A 15767-nucleotide genomic window follows, 5' to 3' on the forward strand; every position below is an offset into this window, starting at 1 on the left:
GACGAACATCCACAGCCTGCAGCCGCTTTCCGGCGGCTCTTGACCGGTCCGCGTGCGGCCTCCCCCTCTGCCTTTCGCCCGGGATCTTGCCTGATGCGGAGGCCCGGCTCTTGCGGAACGGCACTTTCATCGTAAAGCAAGCGCTTTCGAACGTCTTTGCCGAAGCGGCCGGAACATTTGCATTTCTTGGTTCCGGGGAATGAGGACCGAGCCTATATTCCCCGTTTCCAATTCCCGAATTTGCAGGTATGATGAAACCAAACCGTCCCGGACGAACGAGGTGACAGCGTGACTTATCCGAGGCTTCTATTGAAACAGGAGATCGTCATTCCGGCGATCGTATCGTTCCATTACACCGAGCTGACCAAGGATTACGTCTACCCGGGAGAACGCCACGAATTCTGGGAATTTCTCTACATGGACAAAGGCGAAGCCGAGATCCGCTCCGGCGACCGGACCTACCTGCTGAGGCAGGGCGACCTGGTCTTTTATACACCGGGGGATTTTCATACGATGCGGGCGAACGGCGTGGTCGCGCCGAACGTCATGATCGTCTGCTTCGAATGCGCATCGCCCGCCATGGCGTTCTTCCAGGGGCAATCGTTCCGGCTGGGCGATCCCGAGCGGGCGCTGCTTGCCCAGCTGCTGAGCGAAGGCAGGACCGCTTTCGATCCGCCCGTCGACAAGCCCGGCCATACGCCGCTCCGTCCCGGCAAGAGCGTCCGCTTCGCCGCGGAGCAGATGATCCGGCTGTATCTCGAGCTGCTCTTGATCCGGCTGATCCGCATCCATTCCTCTCCCCGTCCCGGACGCACTCGGCTGTCCACCCAGGCCAGGGAGCAGGAGGACGCCCTCCTCGCCGCCGACATTGCCGCTTACTTGCGAGAGCATCCAGCGAGCCGTCCGACGATTGCGGAGCTCAGCAGACGGTTTCTCGTCGGGGCGACCCAGCTGAAGACCGTCTTCAAGCAGGAGACCGGAGCGACGATTACGGAATTTCACAGCAGACTGCGGATCGAACAGGCCAAAGCCTGGATGCGGGAGGAGAGCTTCACCTACACGCAGATCGCCGAGAAGCTCGGCTACGGCAGCATTCATTACTTCTCCCGGCATTTCAAGAAGTGCACGGGCATGACCCCATCCGAATATGACAAGAGTCTCAAAGCAAGAGTGATCGACGAGGAGGAGGAACCGCGGGAATGGACAACGAAAATCTGGCCCTCGTGCCCCTGAGCTCCTGTACGTTCGAGCAGGCACTCCTGTTGTGGAACGAAGGCTTCTCGGGCTATTATTTCGACATGACGATGACTCCCGGACGCCATATCGAGCATATGGGGACGCGGGGCGTTCGGCCCGACCTGTCGGTCGCCGCATTCCTGGACGGCCGGCCCGCCGGCTTCGTCCTTAGCGCCGTCAAGGACGCGGGCGGCCGCAAGCTGGCCTGGAACGCCGGCACGGGTGTCGCGCCGGAGGCGAGGGGACACGGCCTGGCAAAGCGCATGGTGGTGGATACGCTCCGGAGGCTGAGGGAGGAAGGCGTCTCCGCCGCCACACTGGAAGCCGTCAGCGCCAACACGGCCGCCATCCGGGTATACGAGAGCGCCGGTTACCGGATCGTCGGGGAGCTGGCGGGCCTGCGGCACAAGGGCGTTTTGCCCGCCGGCTGGCCGGGAGGCGAGGATCCGGAGCGCTATTCGTTCCGGAGCGCGAAGCCGATCCATGCGGACCTCCTCCCGTTCTACCGGCAGCAGGCAGCCTGGAGCACCCAATGGTTCGCCCTCACGGATGGCGAGTGCCTCATCGCGACGGACGGCCAAGGCAGGGACGCCGGCTATGCGCTGTACCGCAAGGCATACAACCCGCAAGGAGAGCTGGCGTCCATCGTGCTGGCTCAGTGCGAAGCCGACCCGGACCGTGACGACGCCGATGCGGTTGTCCGGGCGCTCCTCGCACAGGTGTACGCTTCGGCCGTCGCTTCCGTCGTCCGCACTACCGACAATTTGCGGATGAGCAACGAACCGGCGGTCGCCGCCCTCCGAGAGGCAGGGTTCGAGACCGTCTACGAGCAGAAGCTGTTTTGGCTCGAGCTGGCGTAACGCATGCAAACAGGGCGGTACCTGCGGACAATGTCCGTAGGTACCGCCCTGTTGCGTACTGCCGGCAGGGTCTTTGACGCCGTTCGCAGGCTGAAGCGGCCGGGCCGCCTTTGGCATGGCGGCTGACCGCAGCCGAGTCGGCCCATCGGACCTATCTTAGCGCTGTGCCGGCACTGCGTCTGCGTCCGGGCCAGCGGAACCCATTTGGCCCATGCGTCCGCTCCTCGCTCCCCGTCTGCCCCAGCAAGGGGCCGCGTCAGCCCCAATACCGCCGCGAGGCGCAGTGCTCCGGCAGCAGCTTGTAGCCGTCCAGATCCACCAGCTCGATCGCGCTGTTCGAGTCCGGGGAATGGAGCATCCGGTTCTCGCCTGCATAGATGCCGACATGATGGACGGGCCCTTTGCCTTCCTCGTAAGCGAAGAACAGCAGGTCACCCGGCTCCAGCTCTTCCTTCTGCACGGCCCGGCCGGCGGTCGCCTGATCGGACGCGTCCCGGGGGATGCGAATCCCGAGCGCCAGATGCATGTTATGCGCGAAGCCGGAGCAGTCGTAGCCGTACGACGACATGCCTCCCCACAGATAGGGGAGGCCGAGGAACCGTTTGCCGTTCTCCACGATCCGCGCTCCTGCATGCGGCACACTGGCGTCCTCTGCCGGGACGGCGGCCTGACCAGCCGTCACTCTGCCTGCGCTTCGAGCAGCAGGAGCCCCGGCATCGGCTGCCGCACTCCCCTCACCCGCCGTCCGGCTGTCCTCCCGCTCGAGGCGGACGTCGGCCAGCCGAAGCAGCGCCGAGCCGTGCGGCGTCGCCACCCGTACTTGGCCGCCCTCCGGCTCCCCCAGTACCGGCAGCCGCGTCAGGAAGCTGAGCCGCTCCGGTCGGGCGCCGTCGGTCCCTTCCGGCCAGACCGGCTCGGCTCGGTCGCTCGTGACGACGGCCCATACACTGTCCTCCGGCTGCGGCAGCGGCTCCGCCAGCTGGGCAAGCGGCACCCAGCCCGGGTACCCGTCCGCGTTCTTGCGCGTGCTCTGCGTCGGGATCAAGATGTGCGCCCAGCCGTCCCGCTCCTCCTGAACGAGCACCTCCGTGCCGTACAGCAGCTGGGTCTGCAGCCGGTTGGCCTCGCACAGCTCGAGCTTGTCGGCGTTCGTCATCCCCGCCAGCCAGTTCTCCATCGAGACGGGCGACGCGAGCGCCGGGGCGTCCATCTCTCTCGGCGACTCCGGTGTCGTCCATACGCCAACAACCGCCGCCGCCGCGCATGCCTTTCGCTTTCCGGTACCGCTCATCGGATCGCCTCCGCTTCCTGGGTATGCCGGACGCTTGTAATGCCGAGGCCGGGTGCATCCGGGAACGTGAGCGTCCGGCCGCTGTAGAGGACGCCTCCCTCGACAATATCGTGGACGAGCATGAGCGGCGCGTCGAAGTCGAAGCGGGTAATGTTCTTCTTACTTGCGGCAAAATGCGCCGCCGCGGTGATCGCCACCCGCGTCTCGATCATGCTCCCCATCATGCATTCCACGCCATACTCCTCGGCGGCCTGGTTGATGAGCTGGGCTTTGTAGATGCCCCCCGACTTCATCAGCTTGATGTTGATGAGGTCGGCCGCCCGCTTCTGCAGCACCTCCAGCGCCTGGGCCGGAGAAAATACACTCTCGTCCGCCATGATCGGCGTCTCGACGGCGTCGGTCACCCGCTTCAACCCCTCGATGTCGTACGCCCTCACCGGCTGCTCAACGAGCTCGATGCCGAGCCCAAGCTCTTCCAGCCGATGAATGGAGCGGATAGCATCCTTCACCGACCAGCCTTGGTTGGCGTCCAGCCGGATTTTCACCTTGTCGCCGACTGCTCGCCGAATCTCCTTGATCCGTTCCAGATCCGTCTCGATCGAGTCCTTGCCAACCTTGATCTTAAGCACGTCGAACCCGGCCTCCACGCAGCGGAGCGCATCCTCGCCCATCTCGGCCGGCGCGTTGACGCTTACCGTAAAATCCGTCTCCAGCCGGTTTTTGTAGCCGCCCAGAAACTGATAGAGCGGCAGCCCGGCGTGCTGGGCCACCAAGTCGTAAACCGCCATATCGACGGCCGCCTTGGCGCTGCTGTTGCCGACCATGCCCTGATGCACGCTCTGCAGAATTTGCTCATAGGCAAGCAGGCTCTTGCCCAGCAAGAGCGGCGTGAACGTATGCATGATCGCTGCCTGAATGCTGTCCAGGCTGTCGCCGGTAATGACGACGGTGGCCGGCGCTTCTCCCCAGCCTGTCATGCCGTTGTCTGCCGTCAGCTTGACGAGGACGGATTCGGCCTCCGTTACCGTTCTCAGTGCCGTCTTGAACGGCTTGACGAGCGGCGTAGCCTGCCGCATCACTTCTACTTTCTGTATGACCATGGACGATGTCCTCCTTAGTCCGCCAGGGCGGATTCCAACAGCTCCAGCGTATTCTCTGCCGTCTTGAGGCGGGCGGGGACGCCAAGCGGCACCGCGATGTGCGGCGATCCGTGGCCGATCGGCAGCCCCATGACGGCCGGCCGTCCAGCCGGCACGACATATTGGCGCACGACCTCCTGCCAATCGAACGACGGCTTCCGCTTCTGCGGCTCGCAATCCGTAAAATCGCCGATCAGGATACCCGCCGCGGCGTCCAGCTTGCCCGCCATGCGAAGCTGGTTCAGCATCCGGTCAATCCGGTACGGCTCCTCCTCGATCTCTTCGATCAGCAGGAGCTTGCCTGCGGTATCCACCTCGAACGGTGTGCCGATGCTGCTTGCCAGGAGCGTTAGGTTGCCCCCGATAATCGGACCGGCCGCCTCCCCCTCCACCAACGTTTGCAGCTGCAGCGTCTCCGGCAGGCGAACGTCTTGCCCCATCATCATCTCCAGGCTCCGGACGGTAAGCGGGTGGACGTCCTCTTTGGCCAGACAGACGAGCATCGGGCCGTGAAACGTAACCAGTCCCGTGCGGCCGCCAATCGCCGCATGCAAAAACGTAATATCGCTGTAGCCCCAGAACACTTTGGGATTCGCCGCAATCGTGTCGTAATCAAGCAGCTCCGCCATGCGGGCGGTGCCGTAGCCGCCGCGCGCGCAGACGATGCCCTGAATGCCGGGATCGGCGAACATGGCGTTCAGCTCCGCTGCGCGCTCTTCATCCGTTCCAGCCAGGTAGCCGTATTGCTTGGACAGCGTCGCGCCGAACCGGACGGTCAGGCCTAGCCGTTCCAGATGAACGGCTGCTTTCTTCGCCTGCTCCAGCTCTCCGCAGCTCGCAGGGGCGGTAATCCCTACGCAGTCTCCCGGACGCAGCGCCCGCGGCTTCACAGTGTCGCGCATAGTTCCAGCCTCCTTTCTTCTCTGCTCATCTTCCTACTAGCTGATCTCTACTTCCTACTAGCTGATGCTCGCTCCTGCTCGCGTATGCCTGTCCGGGGAATGCAATCCACGCGGACGCACCAACCGGCACAATGACGGAAGCAGCCGCTCTGGCCAGGTTTCTGGCGATACCACGTTTCTGCCGATGCGTACGGTTGCGAGAGGGACAGCCGGTCCAGCGGAAGGCCGAGCCTCCAAGCAAAAAGGGGGCATCCGGTAGCGGATGCTCCCCCTGCTAACAACAGCTTATTTGAGGTCCGCCCATTTGAAGTCGATATAGCCGTAAGCGTGCCGAACGATGCCATCCACCTTGTCGCTCTGCAGATAAGCGGAGCTGTAGAAGTAGAGCGGCAGAATCGGCATTTCGTCCATCAGCAGCTTCTCGGCGTCATGCATCAGCTTGAAGCGCTTCGTGTCGTCCGGCTCGCTGTAGGCGTCCTTGATCAGCTTGTCATACTGCGCATTGCTCCAGCCGGTCCGGTTCATCGGATTGCCGGTCTGGTAGCCGTCCAGGAAGTTGATCGGGTCAGCAAAATCGGGCAGGAACGAGGAACGCGACAGCTGCAGCTGGAGCTTCTTCTGCTCATCCGTCAGCACCTTGCTCTCCTTGTTGGCCAGCTTGATGTCGACGCCGAGGTTCTCCTTGAACATCGCCTGCAGCGTCTGGGCGATCTTTTGGTGCAGATCGTTCGTGTTATAGGTCAGCGTGACCTCCGGCAGCGTTTTGTAGCCCGCCTCGGCCATCCCTTTCTCAAGAAGCTTCTTCGCTTCGGCTGCGTCGAATTTGACGAGCGTGCCTCCAGCCTTGCGGAAGTCGTTGCCGGATGGCTCCTTCAGACCGAAGGAGACGAAGCCTTCCGCCGGCTTCTGTTTCTGCTTCGTGACGAGATCGACGATCTTCTGCCGGTCCACGGCCATGGCGAACGCCTTACGGATGTTCACGTTGTCGAACGGCTTCATCGTTGTGTTAAACCGGTAGAAGTAGGTGCCCGCCGAGTCCTCGACCTTGACCTTGTTCTCCGCGAACAACTTGTCGCTCATGTCGGACGGAACGGCCGACGTGTGCAGCTCGCCGGACTGGAACAGCTGGTATTCGGTGTTGGAGTCGTTCACCATCTTGAAGGTGACGCCGGTCAGCTTGACGGCCCCCGCATCCCAGTAGTTCTCGTTCTTCACCATTTTGAGCTCGGAGTCGTGCTTCCACTCCGTAATCTTGAACGGCCCGTTGCTCATGATGGTAGCGGCTTCGCCTGCCCATTTGGGGTTCTTTTCCACGGTTGCCTTGTGAACCGGGAAGAAGGCCGGGTTCGCAACCATGCTGATCAGCCAGGGGGACGGCTGGGCGAGTTTGACCTCCAGCGTCTTGTCGTCCGTAGCCTTGATCTTGACGTCGTCAGCCGACCCTTTGCCGGAGTTGTACGCTTCGGCCCCTTCGAAAATATACGCGAGAGGCGCGGCCGGGGACGCCAGCTTCGGATCGAGCATCCGCTTCCAGGCGAATTCAAAATCGCTCGCCTTCACCGGATCGCCGTTCGACCATTTGGTATCCCGCAGGGTGAACGTGTACGTCTTGCCGTCGGGCGACATCTTCCATTCCTTGGCGACCGCAGGCTCCGGCGTCTGGTTCTTGCCGAGACGCGTCAGCCCCTCCATCGCGTTGTTCAGAATGTCGTAGGACGCCATATCGAAGCCGATGGGCGGATCGAGCGAGGTCGGCTCCTTGAGATTGTTGTAGAGCAGAATCTTCGCTTTGGTCTCGCTGCCCGGGCTTGTCCCCGCGGTCGAGCCCGGATTGTCGTCCTTGCCGCAGCCGGCAAGCGCCGTACCGAAGACAAGCGCACAGCTGATGAGCACCGCTGATACTTTCTTCATTTGGATCTCCCCTTCGTTCATGAGATGAGGCTGCCAATCGCATCGAGACCGTGAAGCTGGGTCCGCCTGGGCAGAGGCTCTGTTATCCAGCCCCTCCCCGGCGGCTCTATAGGGTCGGGCGGCGGGACGCCGGTTCCCCGGCGGCCGCCGTTCCGTTGCCTATTACGAAGATGCCGGTTTGCGGCTCGGGCGCCGTCAGATCGCCGGACGCCCCGCGGTGCCCACCGGCTGCGATTCCGGACGGACGGCCTGCGCCCGAGGGTCCTGCAGCCAGCAGGTGACCGTATGTCCCGGCGACGGCTCTGTCCGTTCGGGCGGATATGTGCCGCAGACGGCCATCGCCCGGCTGCAGCGGGCGGCGAAGGCGCAGCCCGGAGGCGGAGCAAACAGATCCGGCGGCGTGCCGGGAATCGGACGAAGCGGAATCGTCCGGTCGGAATCGAGCCGCGGCATGGAGGCGAGGAGGCCGAGGGTGTACGGATGCTGCGGGCGGTGAAACACTTCGCCTACCGGACCCGACTCCACTACCCTGCCCGCATACATGACGTTCACGCGGTCGGCGATCTTGGCGACGACGCCCAGATCGTGGGTGATGATGATGATCGACACCCCCGTCCGCTCCTGCAGCATCTGGAACAGCTCGAGAATCTGCGCCTGAATCGTCACGTCGAGCGCGGTCGTCGGCTCGTCGGCGATCAGCACCGACGGCTTGCACACGAGGGCGATGGCGATCATGATGCGCTGGCGCATGCCGCCGCTGAATTCGTGCAAATACTGCTTCAGTCGGGTTTGCGGGTGAGAGATGCCGACCAGCTCGAGCATCTCCACCGCCTGCCGCCGCGCTTCGGTCCGGCTGACCTTCTGGTGGCGCAGAATGCCCTCGATAATCTGCTCTCCGATCGTAATCGTCGGATTGAGCGCGGTCATCGCATCCTGGAAGATCATCGAGATCTCGGAGCCGCGCAGTTGCCGCAGCTGCTTTTCGGACAGGCCGGTCAGCTCCCGGCCCTTCAGCTTGATGCTTCCGGAAGTGATCCGGGCGGTGCGCTCAGGGAGCAGCCGCATGAGGCTGCGCGCAGTTACGCTCTTGCCGCAGCCCGATTCGCCCACGATCGCGAGCGTCTCGCCGGCGCGCAGCGTGAGGTCCACGCCCCGCACCGCCTTGACCTCTCCTCCGAACGTCGTGAAGGTGACATGCAGATCCTTTACCTCAAGCAAAGGCTGACCGGCTTTGGTGTCGTTCTTGGGTTGGTTCATGGGTTACCTCCTCTGCTTCGGGTTGAACGTATTCTGCAGGCCGTCGCCGAGCATGTTGAACGCCAGCATTGTCAGCGAAATGAAGAAGGCCGGGTAGAACAGCCGCCACCAATGCCCGGACAGGATCGTCGGCAGTCCGTCGTTGGCCATCACTCCCCAGCTGGCCCGGGGAGGCTGGATGCCGAGACCGAGGAAGCTGAGGAACGCCTCCGCGAAGATAGCGGACGGCACCGAGAACGTCACCTGTACGATGATGACGCCTAGCGCGTTCGGGAGCAGATGACGGCGGATGATATGAGCCGGCCGCGCGCCGAGCGTCCGGGAGGCGAGCACATATTCCGACGATTTGAGCTGCAGCACCTGACCCCGCACCATCCGGGCCATCCCGATCCAGCCGGTGGCGCTGAGGGCCACGATAATCGTGAGCAGCCCCGGTCCCATTACCACCATGAGCAGAATGACGACGAGCAGATACGGAATGCCGTACAGAATGTCGACGATCCGCATCATCACGTTGTCGACACGGCCGCCGAAGTAGCCGGAGATGCCCCCGTAGATGATACCGATCACAAAGTCGATCAGCGCAGCCATCAGGCCGATGAACAGCGAGATGCGGGCGCCGTACAGAATCCGGGCATAGACGTCGCGGCCCAGCTCGTCGGTGCCGAACCAATGAACGGACGACGGCTTTTCGTTAGCATGCAGCAGGTCCTGCTTCGTATAGCTCTGGTCCGTCAGGTAAGGGCCGAAGGTCGCGAGAAGCGCCAGCAGGACGATGATAATCAGACCGAGCATCGCCAGCTTGTTCTTCGTCAGGTTGTGCCAAGCGGCCTGCCAGAACGTCTGGCGAGGCCGGACGATCGCCTCGGCGTTTCCTGCCTGCTTGGGCATCGGGACGAAGAGATGATCGGGTACTTGCATGGCGCTACGCCCCTTTCTTATGCAGCTTGATTCTCGGATCGATCAAGCCGTATGCGATGTCGACGAGGAACATCATGATGATCAGGAGCGCACTGTAGAACACGGTCGTGCCCATGATGACCGCATAGTCGCGGTTGTTGATGCCGTCGACGAAGTACTTGCCCATTCCTGGAATCGCAAAGATCTTCTCGATGACGAAGCTGCCGGTCAGAATGTTAGCGATGAGTGCGCCGAGCAGAGTAACGACCGGTAGGACGGCGTTGCGCAGTGCGTGCTTGAACACGATCGTGGCCGGAGCGAGGCCTTTGGCCCGGGCCGTCTCGATATAATCCTGGGTGAGCACCTCAACCATATTGGCCCGGGTCAGCCGCGCGATGATGGCGAGAGGGCCTGTCGAGAGGGCAAGCGCCGGCAGGATCATGTGTTTCCATGTCCCCCACGTCGCCACGGGGAGCAGCTTCCACTCGACCGCGACGTACTTGATCAGCATCGTCGCGACGACGAAGTTCGGCACCGTGATGCCGATGACGGCGAAGATCATGGCGAAGGAATCGAGCAGGCCGTTCTGGCGAAGCGCCGCGACGGTGCCGAGCGCGATCCCGCAGATGATGGCGAAGACGAGCGCGATCATGCCGAGTGACAGCGAGACGGGGAAGCCCCGGTCGATCATGCTATTGACGCTGTCCGGATAATGCGCGATCGAAGGGCCTAGATCGAGCGTGACGAGCGATTTGAGATACATCAGATATTGCACCGCCACCGGCTTGTCGAGACCGTAATGCTCCATCATATTCTGAATGACAGTCGCGTTCGCCTCCTTGCCGTCCCGGTCGAACGGAGAGCCCGGAACCGAGTGCATGAGGAAGAAGGTAATGGTCACGATCAGCCAGAGGGTGATCAGCATGGAGACGAACCGTCTTAAGATGTAGGAACCCACAGAATCACCCGCTTTTTAGCAAAATGAGGTGCGCATCGCAAGCTCGGTCATGACGAGCATCGCCTGGTAAGCTTCCAGAACGTCTTTGGCCTGGAACGTGACGATCGGCGACTGCTCGTCGATCGTCGTGCCCGGCATCAGATGGGCCCATTCCGCTTGGCCGTAGTTGGCGAATTCGATGGACAGCACCGGGCGCTCCGGCGGCGTCAGCGGCTTGACGCGGTCCCGTGAGGCGATGGCGGCCGCAGCCTTCTCCCGGAGGAGCTGCCCGCTCTTCTCGGGCGTGAGGCAGAGAGCCGACGTGCGGGAGATCCGCTTCTTGACGATCGCCGTCGTGACGCCGGGAATGAGCTCTTCGGCCTCCTGTGCGGTCTCGTCGTCTCCCGCGACGAGCAGCACCGGGACGCCGTAGTGCCCGGCCACGTAGGCGTTGAAGCCCATTTCGCCGATTGCGTGATCCCCAATATACATATTCCGGACGCCGAAGATCATCGTATGGCTCATGACACCTTTGCGCGCCGCCCGGGTATGGTAGCCTAGGAAGGCGGCCCCGGCGAAGCTCGCATCGAGCCCCTGAACCATCGAGAAGGGCTTGACGTCCCCCGAAATGAGCTGCGTCTCCGGATGCAGCTCCTCGATGAGCAGATTGTTCATCTTGGAATGACTGTCGTTCACGACCACCTCGCGGCAGCCGCTCGCAAAAGCGGTTTCAATAACGTGGTTGGCTTCTGCGGTCATGATGCGCTGTCCCCGGGTGTAGTTGTACTTGCTGGAATCGACGAACGTCGCGTCGACCAGGCCAGTAATGCCTTCCATATCGATCGAAATGTACAATTTCATAGACGGGTTCCTCTCCTTCTGCTGATAGGCTGCGTGGCCAGGTTGGGTGAAATGCAAAAATCCGGCAAACGGCAAGGAACGGCTTATCGCGGTTCGCTGTGTCGTCTGCCGGATTTTATCAACGAGGTATGCTTCCATACGGGTTAATAAAGCGGCTTAGCCCTGGCGGGAGACGGCAATTTCCGGGTCCTCCCTGCCGGCAAGGGCAAGTTTGTATTTTTTTTGGGCGTCCTTGAAGGCGACGATCAATGCCTTTTGGGACGAGCCGTGGTACCTACGGCGGATGTCGTCCGCGACAGGCTCGAGCTCCAACATGCTGTGTCCGATCAAGAGCGAGCGGACGAAGTTGGAGGTGAGCGGAATCGTGGCCGAGCAGCCGGCATCCACGATCTTGTGGTTGGTCGTATCGACCACCATGGAAACGAAGAAAGCGCTGTACTGCTGGGTAATCGGATTGTTGACGGAGGTTTGCGCGTCGCCGACTACATAAACGGTGTCTTTGTCGTACATCGAACGTCTCTCCTTGGCGGCAGCGCCGTTCCGGCGGGAGGGATGGCGGAAGGGATACTTCCGACGACCTCTGGCCAGCAGTCGGCCGCCTGGTATGTTAACTATTCTAACAACATTACAACCGTTTTGTAAATAGAGAATGGCGCGGAAGAGCGGATGCACCCGAAAACGAAGCAAACAATACGTTCGCTGTCTCTTCCTCCACCGGATAAAAGACGTGATGTCCCTTAACCTTACACGAACCGTTCGTCAAGACGACAAAGCCCCAACGAACGTCGCGGTCAAAAAACAGAGCGCTGAGCAGTCCGTAGGCATCACCAGCGTGACCGATCATGGTCCGGCCGGGGATTAGATCCGCTGTCAGCTGGAAGGATAGGCCGGACTGCCGGAAAAACCCTTCCCTCTCGTTCCCCGACCAATGGGGGGACTGCATGAGTGCGGCCGTCTCCGGGCGGAGCAGGCGCTGCCCGTCCAGTTCGCCGTCCATATGGGCGATCAGGTAGCGGCTCAGATCCTCCGCCGATGTTCGCAGGCCTCCCTGCGGGCCGAACAGCGCGCCATTGACGCCAGGCACATACCCGTCATAATCGGGCTCTGCCGGCAAAGTATCGCCGTAATCATCCATCGCTGGGGTGTAGGAGCCGTCCTCTGCTGAATATTCGTAGAGGACAGCCAGCGACCGCGGATCCGATAGGTCGTGCAGGCGGAAGCTGGTCTCCCTCATGCCGAGGGGATCGAAGAGATGCGTCCGGCAGTAGCGGTCGAATCTCTCGCCGCTTAGCTTCTCTACGACGGTCGCGAGAATGAGCGCGCCGGTGTTGGAATAGAAGAAGCCGGCGGGGTCGCCCGGCGGGTGCTCCCCCCAGAGTCGCTCGGTGTAATAAGAGCCGCCCGGCAGCAGCAAATCGGTGATCGCCAGCCTCGGCGGATTCTCGCTGCGGGCATCGACGGCGAACGGAACGTATTCGTCCTGCAGCCCGGACGTATGGGTCATCAGCTGCCGCATGGTGACCGGGATGGACGGAAAGGCGGGATGCCGCAGCGGGAAGCCCAAGTAATCGCTTACATCCGCGTCTATGGAACAGAGCCCCTGATCGGCTAACTGCATAATAGCCGTTCCCGTTACCGTCTTGGAGATCGAGGCGATTCGAAAGCGGGTGCGAGGCGTTACGGGGATGCGCCGCTCCAGATTGGCGAAGCCGAAGCCGCCGCTCCAGATCCTCTCGCCGTCGCGTACGACCGCGGCAGCCAAGCCGGCAACCCGGTGCTTCTCCATTATCTGGCGAATGCTCGCATCAAGTTGGTGTTCCAGTCGCCTCTCCCTCCCTTTCTTCCTTTAGGGATTTCTCTTATTATAATAGACCTTGCCCGTTCTGAATAGATTTTCTTTAAACGCTTTATTTGAAAAATGAGGAGGAAACTGGATTCCCCAGTTCCTTCCCATTTCCTTCCCATTTCCGTCTGTTATTCTGTTTCGCTCTCTTGCAGGAAAGCCTTGACCAGCCGGGCGAAGCGGCCCGGCAGCTCAAGCGGAAGCCCGTGGCCAGCACCGGCGATGAGCTCCGTGCGCACATTGGGGAGCAGCCGGCGAGCGCGTTCCAGAGCCGCAGCAGGATCATACTGTACGTCCTGGTCTCCCGGCCAGCACCAGCGTCGGACAAGCAACCTTCCGCAGCTCCTCGTCCGCCAAATAGCGGGCGAATACCTTGTTGCGCGGCATGCACGTCCGCATGCCAACGAGGAATTGCCGACGAACCAAATGGTTTATGGTGCTTTCCTTGCCTGCCATCCAGTCCATGAACCGGTTCCTACCGCCATCTCCAAACAAAAAACGAGGGCCGCATAAGACCCCGTTCCGGTTCCAATTTCTCAGGGAGACACAAAAAAATAGAAGGAGCTGCCCCTGTCGATTAAGCAACGCTTATCGAGTTAGGCTTCCTCCTCCTAATGAGGTTCGCACTCCGGCACGACTCCTTTCTCTCGGAGCGCTTGCAGGCAGAAGGCAACGCAGCGGTCCACATAGGCCTTGACCTCCTCGAACGTGTGGAGCTCCAGCTCCTCGTTCCGTTTGGCTGGATCCGCGATAAAATCGTCCCGCAGCTCAAGCTGCAGGCGTTGCAGAGCTTCTGCGGTCAGCTCGCCGAATCCGCCCTCGGGCGGTTCGAGGTAACGGTAGGCGAGCCCGTACGCTTCCGCCAGCCTTCCGTTCAGACGGCCGAAGTCGCGGTAATTGCGCTGCTGCGCTTCTTTCTTCCGGGCCGGCGGGAGCCACTTGATCTTCCGGTAGTAAAAGTCGTCCAGCCAGATCTGATCGGAGAGGAGGTGGGAATAGTACCCAATGAGGAACGGCTCCTTCATCCACTGGCGGTGTTCGGCATAAAACCGCTCGGCATTGACGTAAATCAGCCCGGTCTCCGTCCGGTCGTAATAATGGGTAGCCCCCTTGGGGATACCGATGTACTGGTTGGCGTCGGGAGCGATGCCGCCGAGCAGCAGACACTCGTCCATATGTGGCAGCCGGCTGAGCAGCTGCGCGGCGATACTGAGATGCATCATCCGGGAACCCATTCGATCTCCTCCTTTCTGCTAGCATACGGCCTGTCTCCCTCTGCCCGTTACAGCTCCTGCGGAAGCTCGTGCAGATACATGAAGATTCCGTCCGAGGCGTTCCGCAGCGTCTCCATCGTTCGCCGGTTCGGCACGGGGTAGATGACCGGGTAGTCCTGTTCCTCCAGCTCTTCCCGTACCGGAAAAGCAAGCCGCTCCTCGCCGAGGGAAAATTCGGCCGCTACGCCGGGCTTGTTGCCGCGCGCGTCCAGGCGCACCCACCGGCCGGCCTCGGGCACGTATACGGCATTCAACGCGTGGATGCAGTATCCGGTCTCCGGCGTCTCTCCGATCGTCAGCCGCTGGTAACAAAAGCCGGCCGGAATTCCGGACGCCCGAAGCAGCGCCGCAAGCAGATTCGACTTGGCGTAGCATATTCCCTCGCGGTGCCGCAGCACCTCGGAGGCCGTACGCGTCACACGCCGGCTCTGGATATCCCAGGAATGGGAAACCTCGTCACGGACGAAATGATAGGCACGCCGGATATAGGGGTTTCATCCGCTGCCACCCGTTCGAGCCGGGCCGCAAGGTCCCGGATGTCCGGATCGTCCCAGTCCAGCTCCTCCGTCCTCGTCCTATAAGCGCGCTCATCCTCCGTTGCAAGAACCAGCTTCATGAAGCTTCCTCCTTTCGTGAGTCCCCCCGCCGCCCCCTTCATAGGCACGTCCCGTCCTGATTTGTTTGCGTCCTCCCGGCATTGGGTAAGGAATACGAAAAGCCGAAGGAGGAGAAGCGCTATGCCGAACGATACGCCGAACGAAAAGAGCCAGGACGTACGCAATCATCCTGACAAGGAACATAACGCCCCCGAGCAGGAGGATAAAATTAAGCGCGGCATCGATATCGAACCGGAAGCGGAGGATGACTGGAACCAGCAGCAGCCCTACGACCGCAGCCAGAAAAGCCCGAACTAGGGCTTTTTTTTTGGGTTTTTCCCCCTGCTGCCGGTTAGGAGCTTACATGCCCGCCTCGGCTTGACCGCGTTCCTGCCTTCTTTCCGGCTGTCCGGCCTTCCCCCATTTGACCCGGTTGATCTTTTCCTTGTGGACGAAGCAGTCCTCAAGCTCGATCTCGTAAACGTTCGCCAGAGCGGCGACGTAATAGAGCACATCGTACAGTTCTTCCTCGATCGTCCCTTTGATAGTGCCGGTTTCCTTCATCCGGCTGTCCTTGCGGATAACCTCGGACAGCTCCCCCACTTCCTCCACCAGCTTCAAGAAATACCGGTGCTTGTGGTCCGGATCGTGATCGGTCTCTTTGATATACTGCTGCAGCTTGCTTAAGGTAAGTCCTTCCTGCATGGCGGGTTCCTCCGTTGTCGAGTTGCCTTTCTTTGCATGCCCTTCTATAGAAACG

18 protein-coding genes are annotated in these 15767 nt (G+C 61.4%); 3 read left to right on the plus strand and 15 right to left on the minus strand.

Features of this window, described 5'->3' with window-relative positions; translation table 11 throughout:
* The first annotated feature begins 288 nt into the window (after positions 1–288).
* Together KJS47_RS04955 and KJS47_RS04960 are read left to right on the plus strand one after the other, a co-directional pair.
* Positions 289–1233 (plus strand): AraC family transcriptional regulator, encoded by a 945-nt coding sequence (locus tag KJS47_RS04955; RefSeq protein ID WP_213523308.1) that lies wholly within the window; start codon positions 289–291, stop codon positions 1231–1233.
* Complete coding sequence (locus KJS47_RS04960) at positions 1200–2096, plus strand: GNAT family N-acetyltransferase (protein WP_213523310.1); 897 nt, start codon at positions 1200–1202, stop codon at positions 2094–2096. The genes KJS47_RS04955 and KJS47_RS04960 overlap by 34 nt, the downstream gene beginning before the upstream one ends.
* Positions 2097–2352: 256 nt before the next feature.
* On the opposite strand, the gene KJS47_RS04965 is transcribed toward KJS47_RS04960, so the two are convergent.
* From KJS47_RS04965 to KJS47_RS24360, 14 genes are all read right to left on the minus strand, one after another.
* On the minus strand, positions 2353–3387 hold the full coding sequence (locus KJS47_RS04965; RefSeq protein WP_213523312.1) for a C40 family peptidase: 1035 nt from the start codon (positions 3385–3387) through the stop codon (positions 2353–2355).
* Positions 3384–4487, minus strand: a complete 1104-nt coding sequence (locus tag KJS47_RS04970) for a mandelate racemase/muconate lactonizing enzyme family protein (RefSeq protein WP_213523314.1) — start codon at positions 4485–4487, stop codon at positions 3384–3386. The genes KJS47_RS04965 and KJS47_RS04970 overlap by 4 nt, the downstream gene beginning before the upstream one ends.
* A 14-nt stretch (positions 4488–4501) precedes the next feature.
* Entirely contained in the window at positions 4502–5428 is a 927-nt protein-coding gene (locus KJS47_RS04975) for a S66 peptidase family protein (RefSeq protein WP_213523316.1), read from the minus strand.
* 285 nt (positions 5429–5713) lie between these two features.
* On the minus strand, positions 5714–7339 hold the full coding sequence (locus KJS47_RS04980; protein ID WP_283772053.1) for a peptide ABC transporter substrate-binding protein: 1626 nt from the start codon (positions 7337–7339) through the stop codon (positions 5714–5716).
* A gap of 195 nt (positions 7340–7534) precedes the next feature.
* Entirely contained in the window at positions 7535–8596 is a 1062-nt protein-coding gene (locus KJS47_RS04985) for an ABC transporter ATP-binding protein (RefSeq protein ID WP_213523320.1), read from the minus strand.
* A gap of 3 nt (positions 8597–8599) precedes the next feature.
* Positions 8600–9517 carry an ABC transporter permease gene (locus tag KJS47_RS04990; protein ID WP_213523322.1) on the minus strand — a complete coding sequence of 306 codons (918 nt, stop codon included), beginning with the start codon at positions 9515–9517 and terminating at the stop codon, positions 8600–8602.
* Between the two features lie 4 nt (positions 9518–9521).
* Positions 9522–10454, minus strand: a complete 933-nt coding sequence (locus tag KJS47_RS04995) for an ABC transporter permease (RefSeq protein WP_213523324.1) — start codon at positions 10452–10454, stop codon at positions 9522–9524.
* Positions 10455–10469: 15 nt separating this feature from the next.
* Positions 10470–11294, minus strand: a complete 825-nt coding sequence (locus KJS47_RS05000; protein WP_213523326.1) for a M55 family metallopeptidase — start codon at positions 11292–11294, stop codon at positions 10470–10472.
* A 156-nt stretch (positions 11295–11450) separates the two neighbouring features.
* Complete coding sequence (locus KJS47_RS05005; protein WP_213523328.1) at positions 11451–11804, minus strand: DUF3870 domain-containing protein; 354 nt, start codon at positions 11802–11804, stop codon at positions 11451–11453.
* A 115-nt stretch (positions 11805–11919) separates the two neighbouring features.
* Positions 11920–13116: a serine hydrolase domain-containing protein gene (locus KJS47_RS05010; protein ID WP_306433024.1), complete on the minus strand. Its 1197-nt coding sequence runs from the start codon at positions 13114–13116 to the stop codon at positions 11920–11922.
* 152 nt (positions 13117–13268) lie between these two features.
* The gene (locus KJS47_RS05015) at positions 13269–13469 is read right to left on the minus strand and encodes an alpha/beta fold hydrolase (protein ID WP_213523332.1); all 201 of its coding nucleotides are present in this window, start codon (positions 13467–13469) and stop codon (positions 13269–13271) included.
* A 279-nt stretch (positions 13470–13748) separates the two neighbouring features.
* Positions 13749–14372: a zinc dependent phospholipase C family protein gene (locus KJS47_RS05020; RefSeq protein WP_213523335.1), complete on the minus strand. Its 624-nt coding sequence runs from the start codon at positions 14370–14372 to the stop codon at positions 13749–13751.
* 47 nt (positions 14373–14419) lie between these two features.
* Complete coding sequence (locus KJS47_RS05025) at positions 14420–14896, minus strand: transglutaminase-like domain-containing protein (RefSeq protein ID WP_213524967.1); 477 nt, start codon at positions 14894–14896, stop codon at positions 14420–14422.
* On the minus strand, positions 14827–15027 hold the full coding sequence (locus KJS47_RS24360) for a hypothetical protein (RefSeq protein WP_213523337.1): 201 nt from the start codon (positions 15025–15027) through the stop codon (positions 14827–14829). The genes KJS47_RS05025 and KJS47_RS24360 overlap by 70 nt, the downstream gene beginning before the upstream one ends.
* 121 nt (positions 15028–15148) lie before the next feature.
* On the opposite strand from KJS47_RS24360, the gene KJS47_RS05035 reads away from it, so the two are divergent.
* Positions 15149–15325: a hypothetical protein gene (locus KJS47_RS05035; protein ID WP_213523339.1), complete on the plus strand. Its 177-nt coding sequence runs from the start codon at positions 15149–15151 to the stop codon at positions 15323–15325.
* A gap of 42 nt (positions 15326–15367) precedes the next feature.
* On the opposite strand, the gene KJS47_RS05040 is transcribed toward KJS47_RS05035, so the two are convergent.
* Positions 15368–15712: a MazG nucleotide pyrophosphohydrolase domain-containing protein gene (locus KJS47_RS05040; RefSeq protein WP_213523341.1), complete on the minus strand. Its 345-nt coding sequence runs from the start codon at positions 15710–15712 to the stop codon at positions 15368–15370.
* Positions 15713–15767: the final 55 nt, after the last annotated feature.

The organism is Paenibacillus sp. J31TS4 (assembly GCF_018403265.1).
Classification (GTDB): Bacteria; Bacillota; Bacilli; order Paenibacillales; family NBRC-103111; genus J31TS4.

Bases quoted from the DNA above. Each gene is read 5' to 3' on its own strand.
- KJS47_RS04960 (WP_213523310.1), top strand. From the start codon at position 1,200: ATGGACAACGAAAATCTGGCCCTCGTGCCCCTGAGCTCCTGTACGTTC.
- KJS47_RS04965 (WP_213523312.1), bottom strand. From the start codon at position 3,387: ATGAGCGGTACCGGAAAGCGAAAGGCATGCGCGGCGGCGGCGGTTGTT.
- KJS47_RS04970 (WP_213523314.1), bottom strand. From the start codon at position 4,487: ATGGTCATACAGAAAGTAGAAGTGATGCGGCAGGCTACGCCGCTCGTC.
- KJS47_RS04975 (WP_213523316.1), bottom strand. From the start codon at position 5,428: ATGCGCGACACTGTGAAGCCGCGGGCGCTGCGTCCGGGAGACTGCGTA.
- KJS47_RS04980 (WP_283772053.1), bottom strand. From the start codon at position 7,339: ATGAAGAAAGTATCAGCGGTGCTCATCAGCTGTGCGCTTGTCTTCGGT.
- KJS47_RS04985 (WP_213523320.1), bottom strand. From the start codon at position 8,596: ATGAACCAACCCAAGAACGACACCAAAGCCGGTCAGCCTTTGCTTGAG.
- KJS47_RS04990 (WP_213523322.1), bottom strand. From the start codon at position 9,517: ATGCAAGTACCCGATCATCTCTTCGTCCCGATGCCCAAGCAGGCAGGA.
- KJS47_RS05000 (WP_213523326.1), bottom strand. From the start codon at position 11,294: ATGAAATTGTACATTTCGATCGATATGGAAGGCATTACTGGCCTGGTC.
- KJS47_RS05005 (WP_213523328.1), bottom strand. From the start codon at position 11,804: ATGTACGACAAAGACACCGTTTATGTAGTCGGCGACGCGCAAACCTCC.
- KJS47_RS05020 (WP_213523335.1), bottom strand. From the start codon at position 14,372: ATGGGTTCCCGGATGATGCATCTCAGTATCGCCGCGCAGCTGCTCAGC.
- KJS47_RS24360 (WP_213523337.1), bottom strand. From the start codon at position 15,027: ATGAAGCTGGTTCTTGCAACGGAGGATGAGCGCGCTTATAGGACGAGG.
- KJS47_RS05035 (WP_213523339.1), top strand. From the start codon at position 15,149: ATGCCGAACGATACGCCGAACGAAAAGAGCCAGGACGTACGCAATCAT.
- KJS47_RS05040 (WP_213523341.1), bottom strand. From the start codon at position 15,712: ATGCAGGAAGGACTTACCTTAAGCAAGCTGCAGCAGTATATCAAAGAG.